Origin of the sequence: Streptomyces sp. ISL-94 (assembly GCF_018614075.1) — a bacterium.
Lineage (GTDB): Bacteria > Actinomycetota > Actinomycetes > Streptomycetales > Streptomycetaceae > Streptomyces.
Genome location: NZ_JAGGOZ010000027.1, coordinates 1 through 25,595, shown reverse-complemented (window position 1 = coordinate 25,595; position 25,595 = coordinate 1). Strand labels below are relative to the sequence as shown.

20 protein-coding genes are annotated in these 25,595 nt (G+C 72.6%); 17 read left to right on the top strand and 3 right to left on the bottom strand.

Translation table 11 applies throughout. The features are described from left to right. Positions 1-46 precede the first annotated feature (46 nt). Positions 47-1,348, top strand: a complete 1,302-nt coding sequence (locus J7E94_RS10275; RefSeq protein WP_215014251.1) for a hypothetical protein — start codon at positions 47-49, stop codon at positions 1,346-1,348. Here J7E94_RS10275 and J7E94_RS10270 read toward each other — a convergent pair. Then, on the bottom strand, positions 1,302-2,432 hold the full coding sequence (locus tag J7E94_RS10270; protein ID WP_251056442.1) for an ATP-binding protein: 1,131 nt from the start codon (positions 2,430-2,432) through the stop codon (positions 1,302-1,304). The genes J7E94_RS10275 and J7E94_RS10270 overlap by 47 nt on opposite strands. A gap of 114 nt (positions 2,433-2,546) precedes the next feature. Between J7E94_RS10270 and J7E94_RS10265 the strand changes: the two genes are divergently transcribed. Then, positions 2,547-3,368 carry an oxidoreductase gene (locus tag J7E94_RS10265; protein WP_215014250.1) on the top strand — a complete coding sequence of 274 codons (822 nt, stop codon included), beginning with the start codon at positions 2,547-2,549 and terminating at the stop codon, positions 3,366-3,368. Positions 3,369-3,807: 439 nt separating this feature from the next. Here J7E94_RS10265 and J7E94_RS10260 read toward each other — a convergent pair whose 3' ends face one another. Beyond that, a complete protein-coding gene (locus tag J7E94_RS10260; protein ID WP_215014249.1) occupies positions 3,808-4,710 on the bottom strand; it encodes an HAD family phosphatase in 903 nt (300 codons plus the stop codon). Between the two features lie 489 nt (positions 4,711-5,199). Between J7E94_RS10260 and ssd the strand changes: the two genes are divergently transcribed. The 7 genes from ssd to J7E94_RS10225 all read left to right on the top strand — a co-directional run bounded on the left by ssd (position 5,200) and on the right by J7E94_RS10225 (position 10,313). After that, positions 5,200-6,312, top strand: a complete 1,113-nt coding sequence (gene ssd / locus J7E94_RS10255) for a septum site-determining protein Ssd (protein WP_215014391.1) — start codon at positions 5,200-5,202, stop codon at positions 6,310-6,312. Further along, the gene (locus tag J7E94_RS10250; protein WP_215014248.1) at positions 6,309-7,457 is read left to right on the top strand and encodes a TadA family conjugal transfer-associated ATPase; all 1,149 of its coding nucleotides are present in this window, start codon (positions 6,309-6,311) and stop codon (positions 7,455-7,457) included. The genes ssd and J7E94_RS10250 overlap by 4 nt, the downstream gene beginning before the upstream one ends. Beyond that, entirely contained in the window at positions 7,454-8,338 is an 885-nt protein-coding gene (locus J7E94_RS10245; protein WP_308344829.1) for a type II secretion system F family protein, read from the top strand. Before J7E94_RS10250 ends, J7E94_RS10245 begins: the two co-directional genes overlap by 4 nt. Beyond that, entirely contained in the window at positions 8,338-9,129 is a 792-nt protein-coding gene (locus J7E94_RS10240) for a type II secretion system F family protein (protein WP_251056441.1), read from the top strand. Before J7E94_RS10245 ends, J7E94_RS10240 begins: the two co-directional genes overlap by 1 nt. Positions 9,130-9,191: 62 nt before the next feature. Continuing rightward, a complete protein-coding gene (locus J7E94_RS10235; protein WP_215014246.1) occupies positions 9,192-9,389 on the top strand; it encodes a DUF4244 domain-containing protein in 198 nt (65 codons plus the stop codon). Next, complete coding sequence (locus J7E94_RS10230) at positions 9,376-9,774, top strand: TadE family type IV pilus minor pilin (protein WP_215014244.1); 399 nt, start codon at positions 9,376-9,378, stop codon at positions 9,772-9,774. Before J7E94_RS10235 ends, J7E94_RS10230 begins: the two co-directional genes overlap by 14 nt. Before the next feature lie 26 nt (positions 9,775-9,800). Continuing rightward, the gene (locus J7E94_RS10225; RefSeq protein WP_308344828.1) at positions 9,801-10,313 is read left to right on the top strand and encodes an Rv3654c family TadE-like protein; all 513 of its coding nucleotides are present in this window, start codon (positions 9,801-9,803) and stop codon (positions 10,311-10,313) included. Between the two features lie 100 nt (positions 10,314-10,413). On the opposite strand, the gene J7E94_RS10220 is transcribed toward J7E94_RS10225, so the two are convergent. Continuing rightward, entirely contained in the window at positions 10,414-12,894 is a 2,481-nt protein-coding gene (locus J7E94_RS10220; protein WP_215014243.1) for a DEAD/DEAH box helicase, read from the bottom strand. A gap of 81 nt (positions 12,895-12,975) precedes the next feature. Here J7E94_RS10220 and bldG point away from each other — a divergent pair, with 81 nt between their 5' ends. The 8 genes from bldG to tmk form a co-directional block, all read left to right on the top strand. Next, a complete protein-coding gene (gene bldG, locus J7E94_RS10215; RefSeq protein WP_069920854.1) occupies positions 12,976-13,317 on the top strand; it encodes an anti-sigma factor antagonist BldG in 342 nt (113 codons plus the stop codon). Positions 13,318-13,417: 100 nt separating this feature from the next. Next, entirely contained in the window at positions 13,418-13,858 is a 441-nt protein-coding gene (locus J7E94_RS10210; RefSeq protein WP_215014242.1) for an ATP-binding protein, read from the top strand. 277 nt (positions 13,859-14,135) lie between these two features. Further along, on the top strand, positions 14,136-16,544 hold the full coding sequence (locus J7E94_RS10205; RefSeq protein ID WP_215014241.1) for a sodium-translocating pyrophosphatase: 2,409 nt from the start codon (positions 14,136-14,138) through the stop codon (positions 16,542-16,544). A gap of 164 nt (positions 16,545-16,708) precedes the next feature. Continuing rightward, positions 16,709-17,275, top strand: coding sequence for a small secreted protein (locus tag J7E94_RS10200; RefSeq protein ID WP_215014240.1), 567 nt, complete (start codon positions 16,709-16,711; stop codon positions 17,273-17,275). A 210-nt stretch (positions 17,276-17,485) separates the two neighbouring features. Then, on the top strand, positions 17,486-19,006 hold the full coding sequence (locus tag J7E94_RS10195; RefSeq protein WP_215014239.1) for a methyltransferase: 1,521 nt from the start codon (positions 17,486-17,488) through the stop codon (positions 19,004-19,006). Positions 19,007-19,120: 114 nt separating this feature from the next. Further along, on the top strand, positions 19,121-19,318 hold the full coding sequence (locus J7E94_RS10190; protein WP_215014237.1) for a hypothetical protein: 198 nt from the start codon (positions 19,121-19,123) through the stop codon (positions 19,316-19,318). Between the two features lie 314 nt (positions 19,319-19,632). Beyond that, positions 19,633-22,455: a type I DNA topoisomerase gene (gene topA / locus J7E94_RS10185; RefSeq protein ID WP_215014235.1), complete on the top strand. Its 2,823-nt coding sequence runs from the start codon at positions 19,633-19,635 to the stop codon at positions 22,453-22,455. Positions 22,456-23,018: 563 nt separating this feature from the next. Beyond that, positions 23,019-25,595: dTMP kinase (gene tmk / locus J7E94_RS10180; RefSeq protein WP_215014233.1), on the top strand; the 2,577-nt coding region annotated here is incomplete at its 3' end.

Sequence of the window (25,595 nt, the reverse complement as noted above, 5' to 3'; positions counted from 1 at the left end):
CGGCGCGGAAGCCCTGAAACGGAACTGCGAGGGAGAGGTGGGGCGGATGATCGCCGCCACGAAGAAAATCGCCGGCGGCCTGGTCGCCACGGCGTTGGTCCTGGGAGTTGCCGGCTGCAGCTCCTCGAAGCCCGCCAAGTCCCCAGCCACCGGGCCCAACAAGGGCGCCCATGCCCCCGATGCCCCCGGCAGCGTCAACCGGCTCATCGGCGACGGTTCGACCGCGTACACCGGCAGTCAGCCGAACGTACAAAAGGCGGAGAAGCTGAAGCCCGGCGAGAAGCCCCCGCAGTTCGTGGTGTTCTCGTGGGACGGCGCCGGCGAGGACAGCCAGAAGCTCTTCTCGCATTTCCGCGAGGTCGGCAAGCAGTACAACGCCCGCATGACGTACTTCCTCAGTGGTGTGTACATGCTTCCGGAGGAGAAGCGTTCCCTCTACACCGCCCCGCAGCACTCACCCGGCCGCTCCGACATCGGCTTCGGCGACCTCCAGGGCATCAAGGACACCGCCACCCAGGTGCGCGCCGCCTGGCTGGAGGGCAACGAGATCGGCACCCACTTCAACGGCCACTTCTGCGGTCCCGACGGCGGCGTCGGCACCTGGTCGGTCGACGAGTGGAAGAGCGAGATCAACCAGGCCAAGTCCTTCGTCAAGAACTGGAAGACGAACGCGGGCCTGAAGGACATGGCGCCCCTCCCCTTCGACTACGACAAGGAGCTGATCGGGGCCCGCACGCCGTGCCTGGAGGGCCAGAAGAACTTCATGCTGGCGGCAAAGGACATGGGCTTCCGCTACGACTCCAGCGGCATCAGCAAGCAGATCTGGCCCAAGAAGACGGACGGGCTGTGGGACCTGCCGCTGCAGCTGGTGCCCATGCCGGGCCGCGCCTTCGACACGCTGAGCATGGACTACAACTACATGGTCAACCAGTCCGGGACGACCTCGCAGGGCGACCCCTCGCAGCACCAGTACTGGGGCGACCAGATGCGCGACGGCCTGGGGCAGGCCTTCGACCGTGCCTACCAGGGCAACCGCGCACCGCTGATCATCGGCAACCACTTCGAGTCCTGGAACGGCGGCACCTACATGCGCGCCGTCGAGGAGTCCATCAAGAGCATGTGCACCCGGAAGGACGTCCGCTGCGTGCCGTTCCGCGAGCTGGCGGACTGGCTGGACGCCCAGGACCCGAAGACCCTGGAGTGGATGCGCACCCTCGATGTCGGCGAGTCGCCGAAGCAGGGCTGGGCGAAGTTCCTGACCGCGGGGCCGCCGCCCGCGCCGCCGGCGGCCCCCGCCGAGGTCAAGCCGGCTGCGGGGCCGGCTGATGAGGGTGCGGACGAGGACTGACGAGCGCCTCGACCCCTTCGAGGGCCTCGGCTCCTTCCAGCGCTGCGGCCCCTTCGAGGCCCTCCGCCCCTTCGAGGCCCTCCGCCCCTTCGAGGCCCTCGGCCCCTCCGATTGCCTCGACCCCCTCGCGCAGGACGAAATCGGGGTCGACCTGGTCCGCCAGGTCGACCCCGGTCTTGGCGTTGCCCCAGCTCTCTGCGTTCTTGAGGTGGAACCGCACCATCTGCTCGGTGTACCGCTCCCAGTCGCGGTGCGCGTAGGAGTCGTCGGCCGCGTCCTGGAGGCACTGGAGGGCGAGCCGGTTGGTCGCCTCCAGCAGCTCGAAGGCGGCTGGGCGGCCCTTCTCCATGGCGCGCACCCAGTCGGAGTGCCCGACGGTGACCAGCAGGTCCTCGCCCACCTCGTCCTGGAGGAATTCGATGTCCTCCGGGCCCTGCACCTTGTTCCCGATGACCTTGAGCGAGACCCCGAAGTCCCGGGCGTACTCCTTGTACTGGCGGTAGACGGAGACGCCCTTGCGGGTCGGCTCGGCGACCAGGAAGGTCACGTCGAAGCGGGTGAACATGCCGGAGGCGAAGGAGTCCGAGCCTGCTGTCATGTCGACGACCATGTACTCGTCGGGGCCGTCGACGAGGTGGTTGAGGCAGAGCTCGACCGCCCCGACCTTGGAGTGGTAGCAGGCCACGCCCAGATCGGCCTCGGTGAACGGGCCGGTGGCCATGAGCCGTACGGGCTCCCCGTCGAGCAGGAGGGTGCGCGCGCAGGCCGCGTAGACCGGGTTGTCTTCGGTGATCCGCAGCAGGCGCGAGCCGCGGCCGGGCGGGGTGGTCTTGATCATCGTGTCGGCGGACGCGATGCGCGGGTTGGAACCCCGCAGGTACTCCTTGATCAGGGGCAGGTGCGCGCCCAGGGCGGGCAGTTCGGCTGCCTCGTCCTCGCCGAGTCCGAGCGCGGCGCCCAGGTGCTGGTTGATGTCGGCGTCCACCGCGACGACGGGGGCTTCATTGGCGGCGAGGTGGCGGATGAAGAGGGAGGACAGCGTCGTCTTGCCGCTGCCGCCCTTTCCCACGAAAGCGATCTTCATGTTCACCAAGCGTAGTGGACTGATTGCGTTGAGTTGAGTTGTCAAGGTGAGTGAAGAAGACCACTCCAAGGAGGGGTCGGTGCCATGGGTGTGCAGTGCGTAGGCTCCCTACTTATGAGTAGCGCTTCTGACCCGTTGGCTCCCCTGGCCGGGCTGCCCGGTGTCGCCGAGTCCGTGGATTCCGTACGCAAGGCAGTGGACCGGGTCTACGGGCACCGGGTCATGCGCCGCCGCAGTGGCGAGATCACCTCGGAGGCCGCGCTGCGCGGCGCCCGCGGGAGCGCGGCGCTGTCCGGTGCGGACTGGGCGCTGGAGGAGGTGCGCCGCCGGACCGACTTCGGGACGGAGCCCGAGGCGCTGACGGTGGGCGCGGCGCTCCGGCTCACCGCCGAGGCCGGGCAGCTGCTGAGCATCTGGCGCCAGTCGCCGCTGCGGGTCCTTGCGCGGCTCCACCTGGTGGCGTCGGGGTCGACGGCGGACGGAGACGTGGTGGGCCGCCCGCGCCTGGCGGGCGAGCCGGTGGACGAGCCGCTGGTGGAGCTGCCGCTGCCGAGCGCGGAGGAGGTCGCCGGGCGGCTGGACGGGCTCTCCCGCCTGATCATCGCGGGCGGCTCCGTCCCGGCGCTGATCACCGCGGCGGTGGTGCACGGCGAACTGCTGGCCCTGCGTCCCTTCGCCACGTACAACGGCCTGATCGCGCGGGCGGCCGAGCGCATCGTCCTGATCAACAGCGGTCTGGACCCGAAGGCGATCTGCCCGGCGGAGGTCGGACACGCCGAGCAGGGGCGCGAGGCGTACCTGGCCGCCTTCGAGGGCTACGTCTCCGGTACCGCCGAGGGGATGGCCGCGTGGATCGCCCACTGCGGCCGCGCGGTCGAACTCGGCGTCCGTGAGTCGACGGCCGTCTGCGAGGCGCTTCAGCGAGGCGCGGCCTGAGGGCCTTCCGAACCTTCCCCGAACGTCCCCCGAACGTCCCAGACGCCCCTGAAATGTCTCGGACATCCACGGGCGTTCTTGAATGTTCCCCACAATGGGTTGCGGCGACACCGTCTTGCGTTGGTGTCGCCGCTGGCACTTGCGTCGAGTTACCAAGCGTCCTCGAAGGTTGCCCATCAGGTCGGGAACTTTGCCCGTCACCTGGTGCGGCTGGCCCGTAATCGACGGGTCGACGTCGCGTGGGTGCTCGGCGTTCATGCTTCGGTCCGTGGGCCTTACTGCGTTTTAAAGATGATCCTCTCGGATGTTCTTTGGTCTCGCGGGCCGTTGCTTTATTTGTACTCCGCTTCGGAGCCATGCGAAACCCCTGGCTCCACTTTTTACTTTCCGGGGCGAGATCGGGCGAATCGGGCGTCCGAAATTGGCGCAGATCAAGACATCACGCAGGGGTGGCTGTCACGGCGCTCGCTGCGGCAGCGGCGGCGGCCAGGGCCCCGGCCCGGCGCCGGCTCGCGTACCAGACCAGCCCGGCTGTGGCGGCGGCCGCGCCCACGGCCGCCGCGGCGACCAGCGCCGGCCGCGTCGGCATCGACAGCCCGGGCAGCCGCTGCTTCAGCCGCACCGGCCGGTTGAACACGAGCACCGGCCACTCGCGCGCCACGGCCTCGCGCCGCAGCGCCCGGTCGGGGTTGACGGCGTGCGGGTGCCCGACCGCCTCGAGCATGGGGATGTCGGTAGCCGAGTCGCTGTAGGCGTAGCACCGGGCGAGGTCGTAGCCCTCGGACTCGGCGAGCCCGCGGACGGCCTCCGCCTTCGTGGGCCCGTATGCGTAGTACTCGATCTCTCCGGTGAAGCAGCCGTCCTCGCCGACGACCATGCGCGTGGCGACGACGCGGTCCGCGCCGAGCATCTCCCCGATCGGCTCGACCACCTCCGCGCCGGAGGTCGACACGATCACCACGTCGCGGCCGGCCGTGTGGTGGGCCTCGATAAGGGATGCGGCCTCGTCGTAGATGATCGGGTCGATCAGCTCGTGCAGGGCTTCCGCGACGATCTCCCGCACCTGCTGCACGTTCCACCCCTTGCAGAGGGCGGAGAGGTACTCGCGCATCCGTTCCATCTGATCGTGGTCGGCGCCGCCGGCCAGGAAGATGAACTGCGTGTACGCGGTGCGCAGCACGGCGCGCCGGTTGATCAGACCGCCCTGGTAGAAGGACTTGCTGAACGTCAAGGTGCTCGACTTCGCAATGACCGTCTTGTCCAGGTCGAAGAAGGCCGCGGTGCGCGGCGAGGAGTGCGGCAAGGGCTGATTTTCCACGCACCGAGCATATGCGCCCACCATTCGGCGTAAGGTGTGGCGCGTGGGTTTGCCTGAGAAGCCTCTCGGGTACACCATGGAAGTCACGGATCGTTCGCGACCGTGCTAACCCGGTCTGGCTCCTCCCCCCCCGAGTCGGACCGTGGGGACGACCCCCGCTCTCCCCCCCGGCGGGGGTCGTCGCATGTCCGGACGCGGTTCGCGTCCCTGCCTTCGGCCCCAAGTGACCATTCCTCCGGCCCTCCCGTGTGTAGGGGGCCTGCGTGGCGAAGGCCCTCACCTCTTCAAACTCGTAACCGTGCGTAGTGGTTCCGCCGCGCTCCGGAACTCACCTGAGTGGGTGACCGGGTTATTCACAATCGACTCGGTGTCCACAGTTTTCGAGCAAGATCCACTTCTTTTTCCTGATCGCTGCACGGTGATTCCAGCCGCGAAGTCCGCGGTGCTGGATTTCGCAGTGAGAAGGGGGCGGAGATCGTGGTCCGATCGAAGTCGTGTGAAACGCCGGAGTCGGTGGTGGGCGGGGTGGTGCCCGGTGGCGGGCGACCGCTGATCATCACCGAGGATCCCCTGCTGCTCGACGACCTGCTGCGGCTGTGCGCCGCCGCCGGGGCCGAGCCGCATGTGCACCACGGGGTGCCCGAGCAAAGCGGAACGAGTGGCGCAAGCGTCGGCAGCGTCGGATGGGAGTCCGCGCCGCTGGTGCTGGTCGGGGCCGACGCCGCCCTGCGGGTGCGCGGGGCGCCGCGCCGGGACGGGGTGTTCCTCGTCGGCCGGGACCCGGACGACCCCCTCGTGTGGCAGCGGGCGGTGGAGATCGGCGCCGAGGAGGTGCTCACGCTTCCCGACGCCGAGAGCCGGCTCGTGGACCGCATCGCCGATGTGGTGGAAGGAGCCGGACGGCCCGCCCTCACGGTCGGAGTGATCGGCGGCAGCGGTGGAGCGGGGGCCTCCACCCTCGCCTGCGCACTCGCCCTCAGGGCCGCCCGCGCCGGCGAGCGGACCATCCTCATCGACGGGGACCCACTGGGCGGGGGCATGGACGTCCTGCTCGGGGGCGAGGCCGCGGAAGGACTGCGCTGGCCCGACTTCGCGGCCTCGCGCGGACGGGTCGGAGCCGGAGCATTGGAGGAGTCCCTGCCCGAACTGCATGCCCTGCGGGTCCTCAGCTGGGACCGCGGGGACCGCGTGGTGGTGCCGCCCGACGCGATGCGGTCGGTCGTGGCCGCCGCACGCCGCCGGGGCGGGGTCGTGGTGGTCGACCTCCCGCGGCGGGTGGACGAAGCCGTGGCCGAGGTGCTGGCCCAGCTCGACCTGGTGCTGCTGGTGGTGCCGGGTGAGCTCCGGGCGGTGGCCGCCGCGGGCCGGGTGGCGGCCGGGGTGCGGATGGTGGCCCGGGACGTGCGTGTCGTCGTACGGGGCCGCTGCCCGGGTGGTCTCGATGCCGAGGCCGTGGCCGGACTGCTGGGGGCGCCGCTGGCCGGCGAGGTGCCGGTGGAGGTGGGGCTCCCGGGGCGGGTGGCCGAGGGGGAACCGCCGGGGGCCCAGGGGCGGGGCGCGCTGGCCCGCTTCTGCGACCGCTTCTGGGAGCGGGCGCTCGGCTCAGCCACGGGGGTGCCGGCATGAGCGCGGTGCTTCTGGACGCGGTGCGCAGGCGGCTCGCCGAGACCGGGGCGGAGCCGACTCCGGCGCGGGTGGCGGCCGCCCTGCGGGCCCAGGGCCGACTGTTGGGTGACGCGGAAGTGCTGGGGGTGGCCGCCGAGTTACGGTCGGAGCTGGTCGGCGCGGGCCCGTTGGAGGCACTGCTCGCCGACCCCGAGGTCACCGATGTGCTGGTGGCGGCCCCCGACCGGGTGTGGGTGGACCGGGGCGGCGGGCTGGAGCTGACCGGGGTGACCTTCACCGACGCCGACGCCGTGCGCAGGCTCGCCCAGCGGCTGGCCGCCGTCGCGGGCCGCCGGCTGGATGACGCCCGGCCCTGGGTGGACGCCCGGATGCCGGACGGCACCCGGCTGCATGCCGTGCTGCCCCCGGTGGCGGTCGGGTCGGCCTGCCTCTCGCTGCGGGTGGTGCGGCCCCGGGCGTTCACGCTGGAGGAGCTCGTCGCGGCGGGGACACTGCCGCCCGGCGGACACCGGCTGCTCCGGGAGATGGTCGAGGCCCGGCTGTCCTTCCTCGTCTCCGGCGGGACCGGAACCGGTAAGACGACCCTGCTCAGTGCCCTGCTGGGGCTGGTCGGCCCCGGCGAGCGGATCGTGCTCGCCGAGGATTCGGCCGAGCTGCGCCCGGACCATCCGCACGTGGTGCGGCTGGAGACGCGACCGGCCAACCAGGAGGGCGCGGGTCTGGTCACCCTGGCGGACCTGGTCCGGCAGGCCCTGCGGATGCGGCCCGACCGGCTGGTGGTCGGCGAGGTCCGGGGCCCCGAGGTGGCGGACCTGCTCGCGGCTCTCAACACGGGCCACGAAGGAGGCTGTGGCACGGTCCATGCCAATGCCGCCGCCCATGTCCCGGCCCGGCTGGAGGCGCTGGGGACGGCCGCCGGGCTCGACCGGGCCGCCCTGCACAGCCAGTTGGCCGCCGCGCTGACCCTGGTCGTCCACCTGGTCCGGGACCGGGAGGGGCGCCGCCGGGTGGCCGAGGTGCACGTGCTGGAGCGGGACGCCGCCGGGCTGGTGGTCACCGTACCGGCGCTGCGCTGGGCCGCGCGGGGCTTCGTACGGGAGCGCGGCTGGGAGCGGCTGCGCCCGCTGCTGCGAGGTGCCCGGTGAGCGGCGGGGCGGCGCTGCCGGTGCCGGTGTTCGCCGGGGTGCTTTGCGCCGGGGCGGCCGCCTGGGTGCTGGCCGGGGGTGACCGGGTCTCCCGGCGGGCGCGGGTGCTGGTGGCCGGCGGCGGGCCGGTGGTTCCGGGTGGGCCGGTGCGCTTGGAGCGGCTGGTCGCCGCCGTACGGGTGCGGGCAGGGCGGTGGCGGGAGTGGGCCGGCCTCGGCGCCGGGCTCGTGGTCGCGGTGCTGGGCGCGTCGGTGATCCCGCTGCTGGCCGGGGCGGCCGCCGTGCCGCTGGTGCGGAGGTGGCTGCGGAGCCGGGCGCGGGAGCGGGCCCGGGTGGCGCGGGCCGCCGAGGTGGTGGCGCTGTGTGGCGCGGTGGTGGGAGAGCTGCGGGCGGGAGCCCAGCCGGGGCAGGCGCTGACGGCGGCGATACGGCGGACGGCCGCGGGGCCCGGCGGCCCGGGCGCCGCGGAGGCGGGAGTGCTGGCCGCTGCGGCGTTCGGCGGGGACGTGCCCGCGGCGCTGCGCCAGGCGGCGCGGGAACCCGGCGCCGAGGGACTGGCCGGGATGGCCGCCTGCTGGCGGGTGTCGGTGGACGGCGGTGCGGGCCTGGCCGCCGGGCTGGACCGGCTGGAGGGCGCCCTGCGGGCCGAGCGGGACCGGCAGGAGTCGCTGCGGGCCCAGCTGGCCGGGGCTCGGTCCACCGCGGTGGTGCTCGCCCTGCTGCCCCTGGTGGGCCTGCTGATCGGCACCGGGCTGGGGGCGGATCCGCTGCGGGTGCTGCTGCACACCCCGATGGGGTGGGGGTGTCTGCTCGCGGGCGGATTGCTGGAGGCGCTGGGACTGGTGTGGTGCCGGCGGATCGTGCGGACGGGGGAGCGGTGATGGGCGGCTTCGGCTCCGGGGGTTTCGATGTCCACAGGCTGGGGATGGCGCTGTGCCTGGCGGTGGCGGCGGTGGGTGCGGGCTCGGCGGTCGTGGCACGGGTCCGGGCGCGGGCGGCCCGGCGCAGGTTCGCGGTCCTGCTGGGGGCGAAACCGGGGCTCCGGGGCCCGGCGCCGGGTTCGCGGGTGCGGGGCGTGGTGGCGGCGTGGGCGGCGCCGGTCGGGGCGCTGCTGGCGGGCTGGGTGCTCGTCGGCGGAGTGGCCGGCGCGGCCGTCGGCGGTCTGGCGGCGTTCGCGGTGCGGCGCCGGCGGCCCCGGCCACGGCCGCCGACCGGCATGGACTCGAAGGAGGCGGAGCGTCAGCTGCCGTTCGCGGCAGACCTGTTGGCGGCGTGCCTGGCAGCCGGCGCGGCCCCCGTGGAGGCCGCGGAGGTGGTGGGGGAGTCGCTGGGCGGCCCGGTGGGCGAACGGCTGGCGCGGGCCGGGGCGGAGCTGCGGCTCGGCGGCGAACCGGGCGCCGCGTGGGGGAGGTTGGCGGTGATTCCGGGTGCCCGGGAGCTCGCGGAATGCCTCGAACGGGCCGCCCGGACCGGGGCTCCCGCGGCGGAACCGGTCTCTAGGCTCGCCACGGCCCTCCGGGAGGACCGGACGCGGCAGGCGGGCGCCAGGGCGCAACGGGCGGCGGTCCTCGTCACCGCTCCGGTGGGGCTGTGTTTTCTCCCCGCATTTCTCGCGATCGGGGTCGCCCCGGTGGTGATCGGTATGGCCTCCGGTCTCCTCTCGAACACCTGAAGCCACATCAGCAACTCACATGACCCGCTCACATCATCAACGGAAATCAACAGGAGGTTGCCATGAAGATCATCTGGTTTCGGGTACGGGCGGCGCTGGGTGCCCGCGGGAGCGATAGGGGGATGTCCACCTCGGAATACGCCATGGGCACGATCGCAGCCTGTGCATTCGCGGCTGTTCTGTACAAGGTGGTCACGAGCGAAGTGGTCGCAACGGCCCTTCAGTCGACCATCGGGAAGGCGCTCGATGTGCCGTTCTGAGGAAAAGCCGGCCGGGCGGAGCCGGGGAATCGGGCACCTGGGGGATGGGGGGTATGTGACGGCGGAGGCGGCGCTGGTGATTCCGGCGCTGGTGCTGTTCGCGGCGCTGCTGGTGTGGGCGCTGATGGCGGCGGCCGCGCAGATCCGGTGTGTGGACGCGGCCCGGGCCGGTGCCCGGGCGGCGTCCCGGTCGGAGCCGACGGAAGTGGCGGTGGCGGCGGCTCGGGCGGCCGCGCCTTCGGGGGCGCAGGTGGAGGTGGAGCGGGCCGGGGACCTTTGGCGGGTCCGGGTGGCGGCCCTCGCGCCGGGGCCGGGCGGCCTGCCGGTACGGCTGGGGGCGCAGGCGGTGGCTTTGGCGGAGGACAGCGTGGGGCCGCCGCCGTGAGCCGGGAGGTGCGTGGGGCCGCCGCCGTGAGCCGCGACCGGGGCTCGGCCACGGTGTGGGCCGTGCTGGTGGCCACCGTGCTGGGTGCGGTGTTCGGCGGTGTGCTGCTGCTCGGGCAGGCCGTCGTGGCCCGGCACCGGGCGGCGGCGGCCGCGGACCTCGCGGCCCTCGCGGCGGCGGCGAGCTGGGCCCACGGCCCGGAGGCCGCCTGCGCCACGGCCCGGCGGGTGGCCCGTGCGCAGGGCGCTGCGCTGGCAGCGTGCCGGGTCGAGGGCGAGGTCGCCGAGGTAACGGCCCGCCCCGCGACGGGCCCGTTCACCCCCGGGATCCGGGCCCGCGCAGGCCCGCCCCCTGAGGCGCCGGGCCGGCAGGACTGGGCCCCTCAGGACGCTGCCCCGCCGGACCGCGCCCCTCAGGCCGCCCCTCCGGAACCCGGGCCCGGCCAACGGGGCCCCTCAGGCCTCTCAGGCCCCTCAGAGCTTGGCCCCTTAGGCCCAGGACCCCCTCTCGCCCGGGAGGACCCGCAGGGGCCGCCCTGACCGGTCCTGGGGGCCGGCCTCCGTCCGGGCCCGCCGCTCTGGCCGGCCATCCGGCCCGAGCTTGGGCGGGGGCGGGGCCGGGCCGGTCGGCGGCGCCGGGTCAGGGGTGCGGGGGATCGGTCCGCTCAGGGGGCGGGGATTCGGAGAGGAGGCGGGTGAGGAGGCGGATGGCGCCGCGTTTGTGGAGGGGGTCGTTCCCGTTGCCGCACTTGGGGGACTGGATGCAGGAGGGGCAGCCGGCCTCGCACTCGCAGGCCGCGATCGCGTCGCGGGTCGCCGTCAGCCAGGCGCGGGCCGTGTGGAAGGCCCGCTCGGCGAAGCCGGCGCCGCCGGGGTGGCCGTCGTAGACGAAGACCGTGGGGAGGAGGGTGTCGGGATGCAGCGGCACGGAGACGCCGCCGATGTCCCAGCGGTCGCAGGTGGCGAAGAGCGGGAGCAGGCCGATGGAGGCGTGCTCGGCGGCGTGTAGGGCGCCGCCGAGGATCTCCGGGTTGATCCGGGCCTCGTCGAGCTGGTCCTCGGTGACCGTCCACCACACGGCCCGGGTGCGCAGGGTGCGGGGCGGCAGGTCCAGCTTGGCCTCGCCGAGGACCTCGCCGGTGATCAGCTTGCGGCGCAGATAGGAGACGACCTGGTTGGTGACCTCGACCGAGCCGTAGCAGAGCCGGGCCGCGCCCCAGGGGATCTCGGTCTCGGTTTCGAGGATGGAGATGGAGGTGGTGTCGCGGGCGGTGGTGGAGAAGGGCGGGTTCGCCTCCTCCACGAGGGCCACCGAATCCTCCAGGTCCAGGTGCTTCACGAGATACGTGCGGCCCTGGTGGAGGTGGACGGCCCCGTCGTGGACGGCGGTGTGGGCGGCCGACTCGTCGACCGTGCCCAGCAGCCGGCCGGTCGACGCCTCGACGATCTGCACCGGGCGGCCGCCGCCGCCCCGGATGTCCGTCAGGTCCGAGGCCCGCTCCCGGCGGGTCCAGTGCCAGGCCGTCGCGCGGCGGCGCAGCAGCTTCGCCGCTTCGAGCTGGAGGAGGAGGTCGTGGGTGGCCGGGCCGAAGAGCTCCAGGTCGGATTCGGTCAGGGGCAGCTCGGCCGCCGCCGCGCACAGGTGGGGGGCGAGGACGTACGGGTTGTCGGGGTCCAGGACGGTGGCCTCCACCGGTTGGCGGAACAACGCCTCGGGGTGGTGGACCAGGTAGGTGTCCAGGGGGTCGTCGCGGGCGATCAGCACGGCCAGGGCGCCCTGGCCGGAGCGCCCGGCCCGGCCCGCCTGCTGCCACAGGGAGGCCCGGGTGCCCGGATAGCCGGTGATCAGGACGGCGTCCAGGCCCGAGACGTCCACGCCCAGCTCCAGGGCGGTCGTGGCGGCCAGGCCCAGCAGCTCGCCGGAGTGCAGGGCCCGCTCCAGGGCCCGGCGCTCCTCGGGCAGGTAGCCGCCCCGGTAGGCGGCGACCCGCCGGGCCAGCGAGCGGTCGACCTCCGCGAGCCGCTCCTGGGCGATCACGGAGATCAGCTCCGCGCCGCGCCGCGAGCGGACGAAGGCGACCGTACGGACGCCCTGGATGACCAGGTCCGTCAGCAGGTCGGCGGTCTCGGCCGTGGCCGTACGGCGTACCGGCGCGCCCCTTTCGCCCCGCAGGTCCGTCAGGAGCGGCGGCTCCCAGAGGGCGAAGACCACCTCGCCGCGCGGCGAGGCGTCGTCGGTGATCTCGACGACGCGGACCCCGGTCAGGCGGGAGGCGGCCGCCGCCGGGTCGCTGGCGGTGGCGGAGGCCAGCAGGAAGACCGGATCGGAGCCGTAGCGGGCGCACAGCCGCCGCAGCCGGCGCAGTACCTGGGCCACGTGGGAGCCGAAAACCCCGCGGTAGGTGTGGCACTCGTCGATCACGACGTAGCGCAGGGCCCGCAGGTAGGAGGCCCAGCGCGGGTGGGCCGGGAGGATGCCGCGGTGCAGCATGTCGGGGTTGGTGAGGACGTAGTTGGCGTACTGGCGCACCCATTCGCGTTCCTCGACGGGCGTGTCGCCGTCGTAGACGGCGGGACGGACCGCGTTGCCGAGCGGGGCGGCCAGCTCCCGTACGGCGCGCCGCTGGTCGGCCGCCAGGGCCTTGGTGGGGGCCAGGTAGAGGGCGGTCGCGCCCCGTCCGTTCGGGGCCTCGGCGCCGTCCGCCAGGGCGGAGAGCACGGGCGCGAGGTAGGCCAGCGACTTGCCCGAAGCCGTGCCGGTGGCGACGACCACGGACTCGCCGTCCAGGGCGTGCTCGGCGGCCGCGGCCTGGTGTTCCCACGGATGGCCGATCCCGGCGGCCTCAATGGCGGCTACGACATCAGTTCGGATGCGGTCGGGCCAGACTGCATGACGGCCCTCCCGAGGGGGCAAGTGCTCCGTATGAGTGATGCGTGCAGCGCGAGAAGGCCCCCGTGACAGCCGGTGCAGGACCGTGCCGGGGGTGGGTCGAGGGTCCGCGGGTGGCGTGGGCGGACCGGGGCGGTGAGTATGGGCCATTGGAACCGAGTGTGTCACCGGCGTGCGGGACAATGGTCCGAAGGCGTCGTGTGCGCCTGCCGGTAAGTGATTGAATGCCATCGCGGCAGCCAATCCCTCACCTACCTTCGGGTGGGGAGGCCCCTGGGGGGCGCCGCTCGATAGCAAGGTGCTGGAGGATCCGTGGACCTGTCCCTGTCGACTCGCACTGTCGGCGACCGTACGGTCGTGGAGGTCGGTGGCGAGATTGATGTGTATACCGCGCCCAAGCTGCGTGAGCAGTTGGTCGAGTTGGTGAACGACGGCAGCTACCACCTGGTTGTCGACATGGAGCGAGTGGACTTCCTCGACTCCACCGGGCTTGGTGTGCTCGTGGGTGGCCTCAAGCGCGTCCGCGCGCACGAGGGTTCGCTGCGTCTGGTGTGCAATCAGGAGCGCATCCTGAAGATCTTCCGCATCACCGGTCTGACCAAGGTGTTCCCGATCCACACCAGTGTGGAAGACGCCGTCAACGCCACCGACTGACGGCTCCCTCAGCAGGGAGCCGACGAGGAGAACGGGGGTACCGGGCCACGGTTGGCCCGGGCCCCTGTCAAGGCACGCCCGTAGTCCGAGGGGGACGCGCATGGCCACCGTTGAACTCCGCTTCAGCGCCCAGCCCGAACACGTCCGGACGGCCCGCCTGGTCGCGGCCGCCGTGGCGCGTCGGGCGGGTGTGGAGGAAGCCGTCCTCGACGAGGTCCGCCTCGCCGTGGGCGAGGCCTGCTCGCGCGCCGTCGGGCTCCACCGCAGCAACGGGCTGACCGCGCCCGTCCGGGTCGTGCTGACCGAGGAGGAGAAGCTGTTCTCCATCGAGGTCGGCGACGAGGTCCCCGGACCGGGTGGCGGCCCGGGCGACGCCGTGTCAGGCATCGACGCCGTCCTGGACCCAGACGTCGAGGGCGAGGACGAGATGGGCCTCGCCGTGATCAGCGGGCTCGTCGACGACGTCGAGGTGACCAGTGGGGAATCGGGCGGGACCATCCGGATGAGCTGGCCCGTGTCGGGGAGCTCCGAGGTGCCGTAGATCCACCGCGATCCACCGCCTCCGCATTACGTCGTATCTTCCGATCTTTGTCAGGGCCCTGCTGAGCAGGGCCTTTTTCATGCCTGAACGCATTTCCTAGATCATTGATGTGCCGTCAATGCCTTTGACCCATTAGCACTTTCGGGGGTAATGGAGTGACGCGATCTATTGCTGAGGAGCAAGAGCACGCCAATTGCGTTTCCTGCCCACTGTTTTGATCGCAGCGCGCTCCCTACAATCCGTCCACATCTTGAGCTCATGACGTCAAGGAGGACGAATGACGGGGCTCTTCACCCCTATCGCGCCGGATGCCCCCACTGATCTGGCAGCCGCAGTACTCACCGATGACAATCGCCTTATCGTGATCGTCATCGCGGCCGTGGCACTGGCCGCCCTCGTCGTCGCGCAGATCCTGGTCCGCCAGGTCCTCGCCGCCGACGAGGGAACCGACAGCATGAAGAAGATCGCCGCAGCCGTCCAGGAAGGCGCCAACGCCTACCTCGGCCGGCAGCTGCGCACCCTCGGCGTCTTCGCCGTCGTGGTCTTCTTCCTGCTCTTCCTGCTCCCCGCCGACACCTGGTCGCAGCGGGCGGGACGTTCCGCCTTCTTCCTCGTGGGCGCCCTCTTCTCGGCGGCCACCGGCTACATCGGCATGCGTCTCGCGGTCCGCGCCAACGTCCGCGTCGCCGCCGCCGCACGCGAGGCCACCCCCGCCGAGGGCGAGCCCGCCAAGGACCTGACCGAGGTCGCCCACAAGGCGATGCGGATCGCCTTCCGCACGGGCGGCGTGGTCGGCATGTTCACCGTCGGCCTCGGCCTGCTCGGCGCCTCCTGCGTCGTCCTGGTCTACGCCGCCGACGCCCCCAAGGTCCTGGAGGGCTTCGGTCTCGGCGCAGCGCTGATCGCGATGTTCATGCGCGTGGGCGGCGGCATCTTCACCAAGGCCGCCGACGTCGGCGCCGACCTGGTCGGCAAGGTCGAGCAGGGCATTCCGGAGGACGACCCGCGCAATGCCGCGACCATCGCCGACAACGTGGGCGACAACGTCGGAGACTGCGCCGGAATGGCGGCCGACCTCTTCGAGTCGTACGCCGTCACCCTGGTGGCCGCGCTCATCCTCGGCAAGGCCGCCTTCGGCGACCTCGGCCTCGCCTTCCCGCTGATCGTGCCCGCCATCGGCGTCATCACCGCGATGATCGGCATCTTCGCGGTCTCCCCGCGCCGCAGCGACCGCAGCGGCATGACCGCCATCAACCGCGGGTTCTTCATCTCCGCCGCGATCTCCCTGGTGCTGGTCGCGATCGCCGTCTACGCCTACCTGCCGGCCACCTACAAGGAGCTCGTCGGCGTCGAGAACGCCGCGATCACCAACCACACCGGCGACCCGCGCGTCCTGGCCGTCATCGCCGTCGCGATCGGCATCGTGCTCGCCGCGCTGATCCAGCAGCTGACCGGCTACTTCACCGAGACCAACCGCCGTCCCGTCCGGGACATCGGCAAGTCCTCCCTGACCGGCGCGGCCACCGTCGTCCTCGCCGGCATCTCCGTCGGCCTCGAGTCCGCCGTCTACACGGCGCTGCTCATCGGCCTCGGCGTCTACGGGGCGTTCCTGCTCGGCGGCACGTCGATCATGCTCGCGCTCTTCGCGGTGGCCCTGGCCGGCACCGGCCTGCTCACCACCGTCGGCGTCATCGTCGCCATGGACACCTTCGGGCCCGTCTCGGACAACGCCCAGGGCATCGCCGAGATGTCCGGCGACGTGCAGGGCGCGGGCGCCCAGGTGCTGACCGACCTGGACGCCGTGGGCAACACCACCAAGGCCATCACCAAGGGAATCGCCATCGCCACGGCCGTGCTCGCCGCGGCCGCGCTCTTCGGCTCGTACAACGACGCGATCGCCACCGCGGTCAAGGACGTCGGTGCCAAGGCCGGGGAGATGAACCTCAGCCTGGACATCGCCCAGCCCAACAACCTCGTCGGGCTGATCCTGGGCGCGGCCGTCGTGTTCCTGTTCTCCGGCCTCGCCATCAACGCGGTCTCCCGCTCTGCGGGCGCCGTGGTCTACGAGGTGCGCCGCCAGTTCCGCGAGCACCCCGGGATCATGGACTACACCGAGAAGCCCGAGTACGGGCGCGTCGTGGACATCTGCACCAAGGACGCGCTGCGCGAGCTCGCCACGCCCGGCCTGCTCGCCGTTCTCACCCCGATCGCCGTGGGCTTCTCCCTCGGTGTGGGCGCGCTCGGCTCCTTCCTCGCCGGGGCCATCGGCACGGGCACGCTGATGGCGGTCTTCCTCGCCAACTCCGGTGGCGCGTGGGACAACGCGAAGAAGCTCGTCGAGGACGGCCACCACGGCGGCAAGGGCAGCGAGGCCCACGCCGCGGTCGTCATCGGAGACACGGTCGGCGACCCCTTCAAGGACACCGCCGGTCCGGCGATCAACCCGCTGCTGAAGGTCATGAACCTGGTGGCACTGCTGATCGCCCCGGCCGTCGTGCAGTTCAGCTACGGCGCGGACACCAGCGCGACCGTACGGGCGATCGTGGCGGTCCTGGCGATCGTCGTCATCGTCGGCGCGGTGTACGTCTCCAAGCGCCGCGGCATCGCCGTCGGCGACGAGGGAGAGGGCGAGGGCGGAACCGCCGAGCGGGTGGCCCAGCAGACCGACCCCGCGACGGTCTCCTGACCCCAGGCACGGCATCAGTACCGGGCAGAGCCGGGGCAGGGCCGGCCGTACGCCCGAACGGCGGACAGGCGGCGCGGACTGACGCGTCGTCTGTCCGCCTTTGTGCGCCGCCGGAGGGCAGCCGTGTATCTTCCGGGCCGAGAGCCTTCGAAGGGACCAATCCGGTGAACAAGAAGCTTGCGGCCGCATTGTCGGGCGGTGCGGTACTGATGCTCGTCCTGTCCGGTTGCGGCGGGGACGACAGCGACAAGAAGGCCGACGACTGGGCCAAGAAGGTCTGCGACCAGTGGCAGCCCGAGCTGAAGAAGATCGAGGCGGCCAACGCCGAGATCAAGCGCGTGGCGACGGAGAGCAGCAAGCCCGAAGAGGTCCAGAAGACCGACTCGGCGGCGTTCGGGACGATGTCCGAGTCGTACAAGGCGATGGGGACGGCCCTGCAGGGGGCGGGAGTTCCGCCGGTCAAGAACGGCCAGACCACCTTGGACGCGGCGGTCAAGGGCTTCCAGGACACATCCAAGGGCTACGCCGACCTGAAGACCAAGATGGACGGTCTGGACCCCAAGGACCAGACGAAGTTCGCCGAGGGCCTCAAGGAGGTGGCGGGCGGCCTGAACGACGCGACGAAGGGCGGCAAGGACGCGCTCGCCCAGCTCAACGCGGGCGGTCTGGACAGGGCGATGAACAGCCAGAAGGGCTGCCAGGTCACGGCGCCCTCGCCGACGCCCAAGTAGGCACCCGGGTAGTCGCCCAGGTAATCACCAGGCAGTCGCCAGGCACTCGCCCGAACAAGGGCGGCGCACCGACGCCACCAGGGCGGCCGGGGTCCCGGAAAGGGGCCGCGGCCGCCCTGTCGCAGTTTCCGGCCCGAGTCGGCCCGCGCCGCCCCACGCGCGAGGGCCCGGCTGATCGGCAAGACGCGTCCCAGCGGACACAATGGTCGGGTGAGTACCACCAGCCTTCCCTCGTCCGACCACGCCGCCGAGCTCCGCGCCGCGTTCCTCGCCAACGGCTTCACCGCCGACGGGCTGCTCGAACTGCTCGGCGCCCCCGCCTACGCCGCACTGGCCCGGAGCGAGACGGTCCCCGCCCTGCGCGCCACGCGCGGCGACGGCCCGCTCGCCTGCCTGGTCCGGCTGTTCCTGCTCCAGCAGCCCGTACCGCACGTGCACGCCGAGGCCGCCCTGCCCGTCGACGCGGCCTTGGCCGACGGCTGGCTGCGCCGCGAGGGCGACGAGGTGCACGCCACCGTCGACGTGCGCCCGTACGGCGGCCCCGACGGCGAGGACTGGTTCATCGTCTCCGACCTCGGCTGCTCCGTCGGCGGGGCCGGCGGGATCGGCAGCCGGGGGCGTCAGCCAGGCACAGCCGTGGTCCTCGGCGTCGGCGGCGCCTCCACCACCCTGGCCGGAATCACCGTGCGCATCCCGGTCGGCTCGGCCCTCGACGTCGGCACCGGATCGGGCATCCAGGCGCTGCACGCCGCCCAGCACGCCACCCGGGTCACGGCCACCGACGTCAACCCCCGCGCCCTGGAGTTCACCCGTCTGACGCTGGCGCTGTCCGGCGCCCCGGAGGCCGAGCTGCTCGCCGGGTCGCTCTTCGAGCCGGTCGGCGAGGAGACGTACGACCTGATCGTGTCCAACCCGCCCTTCGTCATCTCCCCCGGCGCCCGGCTGACGTACCGGGACGGCGGGATGGGCGGCGACGACCTGTGCCGGGCCCTGGTCCAGGAGGCCGGCGCGCGGCTGAATCCGGGCGGGTACGCGCAGTTCCTCGGCAACTGGCAGCACGTGGAGGGCGAGGACTGGCACGACCGGCTCCGCTCCTGGGTGCCGCGCGGCTGCGATGCCTGGATCGTGCAGCGTGACGTACAGGACGTGACGCAGTACGCGGAGCTGTGGCTGCGCGACGCCGGTGACCACCGCACCGACCCGGCCGAGTACGCGCGGCGCTACGAGGACTGGCTGGACGAGTTCGAGGCGCGCAAGACCAAGTCCGTCGGCTTCGGCTGGATCACCCTGCGCCGGTCGGACGCGGCCGAGCCCTCGATCGTGATCGAGGAGTGGCCGCACTCGGTGGAGCAGCCGCTGGGCGAGACCGTACTGGCCCACTTCGCCCGGCAGGACTACCTGCGGGAACACGATGACGCGGCCCTGCTGGAGGGGTATTTCGCCCTCACCGCGGAAGTGGTCCAGGAGCAGGTCGGCGCGCCCGGCGCGGAGGACCCGGAGCACGTGGTGCTCCGGCAGAACCGCGGGATGCGGCGCGCGACGAAGGTCGACACGGTCGGGGCGGGCTTCGCCGGAGTGTGTGACGGCTCACTGACCGCGGGCCGGATCCTGGACGCGATCGCGCAGCTGGTGCAGGAGGATCCGGTCCTGTTGAGGGATCGGACGCCGGAGGCCATCCGGACGCTGGTCGAGCAGGGCTTCCTGGAGCCGGTGGCGGGCCCCCGGCACTAGCCGGAACCGGGATGTAACCCGGAGTTCGCCTCCTGTATCCCCAGGGCTGTCAGGGTCATGCGCAGCGGGAACCGGGGGGGATCCCGAGGGCGGCCCAGGGGTAAGGGGAGCGGCATGGAAGACGGGCCGGGGATCTTCGCGGCGACCGTGTTTCTGCTGTTCGGGGCCGCTCTGTTGGTCTGGACGGGGGCGCGCGCCCTGCACCGCGCGCCGGTGGCTGAGGGCGTGCGCCCCGTCGTGGCCGTACGGCTGGCCCTGCTCGCCGGCGCGGCGTCGCCGGCCCTCCGCGCGTGGTGCCTCGCGCGCCTCTGACGCGGGGCCGTGACCGGCATGGATCCGGCCGCGAAAGCCGACGTGAAAGGGGCTGCGGAAGCGGTCCTGAAAGTGCACCTGAAAGTCGGTGCGGGACCGGGTGCCGGGGCGGGGCCAGACGGCCCCCCGGACACTCGGCCCAGTGATCGTCAAGGGTCCGGCGCGGCATCCGGGCGGCAGAAACGGCACTTGTCGGGTTACCGTTCGAGTGGCCGTTGCGGGCTTGTGCCGTTTGACACGGGGGCGGGTTGTACCGTCACACTCCGCAGCGTCGCCGTACCGCGACCGAGTGCCAACCGGAGAGAAGAGCCAAGTTGTCCCCGACTAGCGAGACCGCAAAGGGCGGCCGCCGACTCGTCATCGTCGAGTCCCCTGCCAAGGCGAAGACGATCAAGGGCTACCTCGGCCCGGGATACGTCGTCGAGGCGAGCGTCGGGCACATCCGCGACCTCCCGAACGGGGCCGCCGAGGTTCCCGACAAGTACACAGGCGAGGTCCGCCGTCTCGGCGTGGACGTCGAGCATGACTTCCAGCCGATCTATGTCGTGAATGCCGACAAGAAGGCGCAGGTCAGGAAGCTCAAGGAGCTGCTGGCCGAGTCCGACGAACTCTTCCTCGCCACCGATGAGGACCGCGAGGGCGAAGCCATCGCGTGGCACCTCCAGGAAGTCCTCAAGCCCAAGGTCCCCGTCCACCGGATGGTCTTCCACGAGATCACCAAGGACGCGATCCGCGATGCCGTCGCCAACCCGCGCGAGCTGAACCAGCGCATGGTCGACGCGCAGGAGACCCGCCGTATCCTCGACCGCCTCTACGGCTACGAGGTCTCGCCGGTCCTGTGGAAGAAGGTCATGCCGCGCCTGTCGGCCGGCCGTGTCCAGTCCGTGGCCACCCGCCTCGTCGTCGAGCGGGAGCGCGAGCGCATCGCTTTCCGCTCCGCCGAGTACTGGGACCTGACCGGAACCTTCGCCACCGGGCGGACCGGCGACGCGTCGGACCCGTCGTCCCTGGTCGCCCGCCTGAACACGGTCGACGGCAAGCGCGTCGCGCAGGGCCGCGACTTCGGCTCGACCGGGCAGCTCAAGAGCGAGGTCCTGCACCTCGACGAGGCGAACGCCCGGGCGCTGGCCGCCGCGCTGGCGGAGACCTCGTTCGCCGTCCGCTCGGTCGAGTCCAAGCCGTACCGCCGCTCCCCGTACGCCCCGTTCCGCACGACGACGCTCCAGCAGGAGGCCTCGCGCAAGCTGGGCTTCGGTGCGAAGGCGACGATGCAGGTGGCGCAGAAGCTGTATGAGAACGGCTTCATCACCTATATGCGTACGGACTCAACGACGCTGTCGGACACCGCGGTGTCGGCGGCGCGGGCGCAGGTCACGCAGCTCTACGGGGCCGACTACCTGCCGGAGAAGCCGCGCGTCTACGCCGGCAAGGTCAAGAACGCGCAGGAGGCGCACGAGGCGATTCGTCCTTCGGGTGATCGTTTCCGCACTCCGGCCGAGACGGGTCTGACCGGCGACCAGTTCCGCCTGTACGAGCTCATCTGGAAGCGGACCGTCGCCTCCCAGATGAAGGACGCGGTCGGCAACTCGGTCACCGTCAAGATCGGCGGCCGGGCGTCGGACGGCCGTGACACCGAGTTCACGGCCTCCGGCAAGACGATCACCTTCCACGGCTTCATGAAGGCCTACGTCGAGGGCGCGGACGACCCGAACGCCGAGCTCGACGACCGCGAGAAGCGCCTCCCGCAGGTCGCGCAGGGCGACGCGCTCGCCGCCGAGGAGCTCACGGCCGACGGCCACTCGACCAAGCCGCCGGCCCGCTACACCGAGGCCTCGCTGGTCAAGGAGCTGGAGGAGCGGGAGATCGGCCGCCCGTCGACGTACGCGTCGATCATCGGCACGATCCTCGACCGCGGATACGTCTTCAAGAAGGGCACGGCGCTCGTGCCGTCCTTCCTGTCCTTCGCCGTGGTGAACCTGCTGGAGACGCACTTCGGGCGGCTCGTCGACTACGACTTCACCGCGAGGATGGAGGACGACCTCGACCGCATCGCGCGGGGCGAGGCCCAGTCCGTGCCGTGGCTGAAGCGGTTCTACTTCGGCTCGGAGGACGCGACCGAGGTCGTGCCGGCCGACGGTGACGCGCTCGGCGGCTTGAAGGAGCTGGTCACGGACCTGGGCGCGATCGATGCCCGGGAGATCTCCTCCTTCCCGGTCGGCGAGGGCATCGTGCTGCGGGTCGGCCGCTACGGGCCGTACGTGGAGCGGGGCGAGAAGGACGCGGAGGGCCACCAGCGGGCCGACGTACCGGACGACATGGCTCCGGACGAGCTGACGGTCGAGTACGCGGAGGAGCTGTTCGCGAAGCCGAGCGGCGAGTTCGAGCTGGGCAAGGACCCGGTCAGCGGGAACGAGATCGTCGCGAAGGACGGCCGCTACGGGCCGTACGTGACGGAGATCCTTCCCGAGGGCACGCCGAAGACGGGCAAGAACGCGGTCAAGCCGCGGACGGCCTCGCTGTTCAAGTCGATGAGCCTGGACACGGTGACGCTGGACGACGCCCTTCGGCTCATGTCCCTTCCCCGTGTCGTGGGCGTGGACGCGGAGGGCGTGGAGATCACGGCCCAGAACGGCCGCTACGGCCCGTACCTGAAGAAGGGCACGGACTCGCGGTCGCTGGAGACCGAGGACCAGCTCTTCTCGATCACGCTGGACGAGGCGCTCGCGATCTACGCGCAGCCGAAGCAGCGGGGCCGGGCGGCGGCCAAGCCGCCGCTGAAGGAGCTGGGCACGGACCCGGTCAGCGAGAAGCCGGTGGTCGTGAAGGACGGCCGCTTCGGCCCGTACGTGACGGACGGCGAGACGAACGCGACGCTGCGGCGGGACGACGACGTCGAGACGATCACGCCGGAGCGGGGCTACGAGCTGCTCGCGGAGAAGCGGGCGAAGAGCCCGGCGAAGAAGACGGCCAAGAAGGCCCCGGCCAAGAAGGCCCCGGCGAAGAAGGCGACCGCTGCCGCGAAGAAGACGACGGCGACGGCGGCCAAGAAGACGACGGCCAAGAAGACGACGGCGAAGAAGACGGTGGCGAAGAAGGCCCCGGCCAAGAAGACGGCCGCGGCCCCGACGGAGGACTAGCCTCCGCGGATGCCTACCCAGGCCCCTGTGCGCCGGCACGGGGGCCTGCGGCTTTCCTGCCGCAGCCCGAGGCCTGGGCTGCGCCGTCAAGAGCCGACGGGCTGCCCTTGCGCTGCGCGCACTTGCAGGCTTAGGCCGGGCACATCCAGCCCCGCCGGCGTTTGAGGCGTGGGGTCTGGGGCGGAGCCCCGGGGGCCCGGCGCAGGCGGCGCCCGCCCTGCGAGACGTCGCGGCTGGCGCGGGCCAATTCCAGCCCCGCCGCTGTTTGTGGCGCGGGGTCTGGGGCGGAGCCTGGGGGCCTGGCGCGGCCGGTGCCCGCTGCCCGCCCTGCGAGACGTCGCGGCTGGCGCGGGCCAATTCCAGCCCCGCCGGCGTTTGAGGCGCGGGTGGGGCGGAGCCCGGGGGCCCGGCGCAGCCGGTGCCCGACCTACCCGACGCCGTCGGGCCGTGCCGGGGTCCGGGGGCTGGGCCGGGGCGGAGCCCCGGGAGGATGGGGGCGGGGTCACAGCGGACGTTGTCCACAGGCCTCCGCAGCCGCCAAGCGCAGCGGATAGGCTGGGCGGATGACGCGAGCCGAGCAGCCAACGGTCGTGACCGCCCCGGCGAACCCCACCTACGACGAAGCCCTAGCCGCGGATTCCCGCGAGCGTGCGGTGCGCGCACTGCTGCGCACCCCCAGGCTGCGCCGGCTGTGGAGCGCCCAGCTGGTGAGCGGAATCGGCGATGCCCTCGCCCTGCTGGTGCTGGTGCTGCTGGCCTATCAGGCCGCGGTCTCGGACGGCGCCTTCGGCGGCGGCTACCGCGGCGCGGCCCTCGCCGTCGCCGCCGTATTCGGGGTCCGGATCCTCGCCACCCTCTTCTTCGGCGCGGTCCTGCTGGGCCCGCTGGCCGGGCTCCTCAGCCCCGGCGGCAAGCTGGACCGCCGCTGGACTATGATCGGCGCCGACGGGATCCGCCTCGGCCTCTTCGTCGTCGCCCCGCTGTGGCTCGACTGGATTCCGGCCCACGCGCTCACCGCCCTGCTGGCCACCGTCTTCGTCGCCGGCGCCGCCGAGCGGCTGTGGACCTTGGCCAAGGAGAGCGCCGCACCCGCCCTGCTGCCCGCGCCGCCGCCGGAGGGGGCGACCGTACGGCCGCTGCCGGACCACCTCGACGCGCTGCGCCGGCTGACCCTGCGTACGGCCTTCGCGGCGCTCCCCGTCGCCGCGGCCGCGCTGCTCGCCGCCACCCTGATCGGCCGGGCCCTCGGCCTCGGCGTCGACTGGTTCGCCGAGAACCAGGCCGCCCTCGGCTCGTACGTGGCCTCCGGCCTCTTCGCGGCGTCCGTCTCGCTGCTGCTCCCGCTCGTCCTGCCCGGCGTGAAGACCCCGCGCCCCCGTTCCCCGCTGGAGGGCCTGCGCGCCCCCAAGGCGGGCGACCGTCCCGACAAGGGCCGCACGGGCGCCATCCCCCTCCTGGTCCTGGCCTGCGCCGCGGTCGCCGGAGCGGTGTCCTGCGCCGTCGCCGTGTCCGCACTGCACGCCTTCGACCTCGGCGGCGGCCCGGCCTCCTTCGCCCTGGCCGTCCTCGCCCTGGTCGGCGGCACCACCGCCGGCATCCGCGCCACCCAGGCCGGCAAGGTGCTGCCCGCCCTGTCCCGGCGCCGCCTGCTGGCCCTCGCCATAGCGGTGGCCGGACTGGCGCTGCTCCTGACCGGGCTGGTCCCGGACACGGCGACCGTGCTCTTCCTGTCGCTGCTCGCCGGCACCGCCGCGGGCGTCGCGGCCAACACCGGCCACACCCTGCTGGACCAGGAGACCGAGGAGTTCCGCCGGGCCCGGGTCACCGAGCACCTCCAGGCGGTCGTACGGGTGGCCCTGGCCCTCGGTGCGGTCGCCGCCCCGGTGCTGGCTGCGCTCATCGGCCCGCACCGGCTCGGCGGCGGGGAGATCGTCCTCGCGCACGGCGGCGCGGCCTTCACCCTGATGCTGGTGGGCGCCCTCCTGCTGCCCGTCGCCGTCGTGGTCCTCACCAAGGCCGACGACCGTAGTGGCGTACCTCTGCGCCGCGACCTGCGCGAGGCGCTGCGTGGCGGGGAGCCGCTGCAGGCGCCGTCCGCCACCGGGTTCTTCATCGCCCTGGAGGGCGGGGACGGAGCCGGCAAGTCCACCCAGGTGGAGGCCCTGGCCGACTGGATACGCGGCAAGGGCCACGAGGTCGTCGTGACCCGCGAGCCGGGAGCCACCCCGGTCGGAAAGCGGCTCCGCTCGATCCTGCTGGACGTCTCCTCGGCCGGGCTGTCGAACCGCGCCGAGGCGCTGCTGTACGCCGCCGACCGGGCGGAACACGTGGACACCGTGGTGCGCCCGGCCCTGGAGCGCGGCGCGGTGGTCGTCTCGGACCGCTACATCGACTCCTCGGTGGCCTACCAGGGCGCCGGCCGCGACCTCTCCCCGACCGAGATCGCCCGGATCTCGCGCTGGGCCACCGACGGGCTGGTCCCGAACCTGACCGTGCTGCTCGACGTATCGCCGGAGGCGGCGCGGGAGCGGTTCACGGAGGCTCCGGACCGGCTGGAGTCGGAGCCGGCGGAGTTCCACCAGCGGGTGCGGTCCGGGTTCCTGACGCTGGCCGCGTCGGACCCGGGGCGCTATCTGGTGGTGGACGCGGGCCAGGACCCGGATTCGGTGACCACCGTCGTACGGCACCGCCTGGACCGGATGCTCCCGCTCTCCGAGGCCGAGGTGGCCGCCCAGGCGGAGGCCCGGCGCCTCGCCGAGGAGGAGGCCCGGCGCAAGGCCGAGGAAGAGGCCGCGCGCCAGGCGGAAGAGGCGCGGCTGCGCGCCGAGGAAGAGGCCCGCAAGGCCCGCGAGGCCGAAGAGGCCCGCATCAAGGCCGAGGCGGAGGCCGCCCGCAAGGCGGCGGAGGAGCGCCGGCGCGCCGAGGAGGAGGCCCGGCTGCGGGCCGAGGCCGAGGAGCGGCGGCTGGAGAAGCAGCGGCGGGCGGAAGAGGCCCTGCTGAAGGCCGAGGCGGCGCGCCGGACGGCGGCGGCCGCCGCGGCCGAGCAGGCGGCGACGGCTGCGGCTGCCGCGTCGGCCGCGGCGGCTCAGGCTGCCGCGCCCGCCGTCGAGCCTGCACCGGCCCCTGCCCCTGCCCCTGCC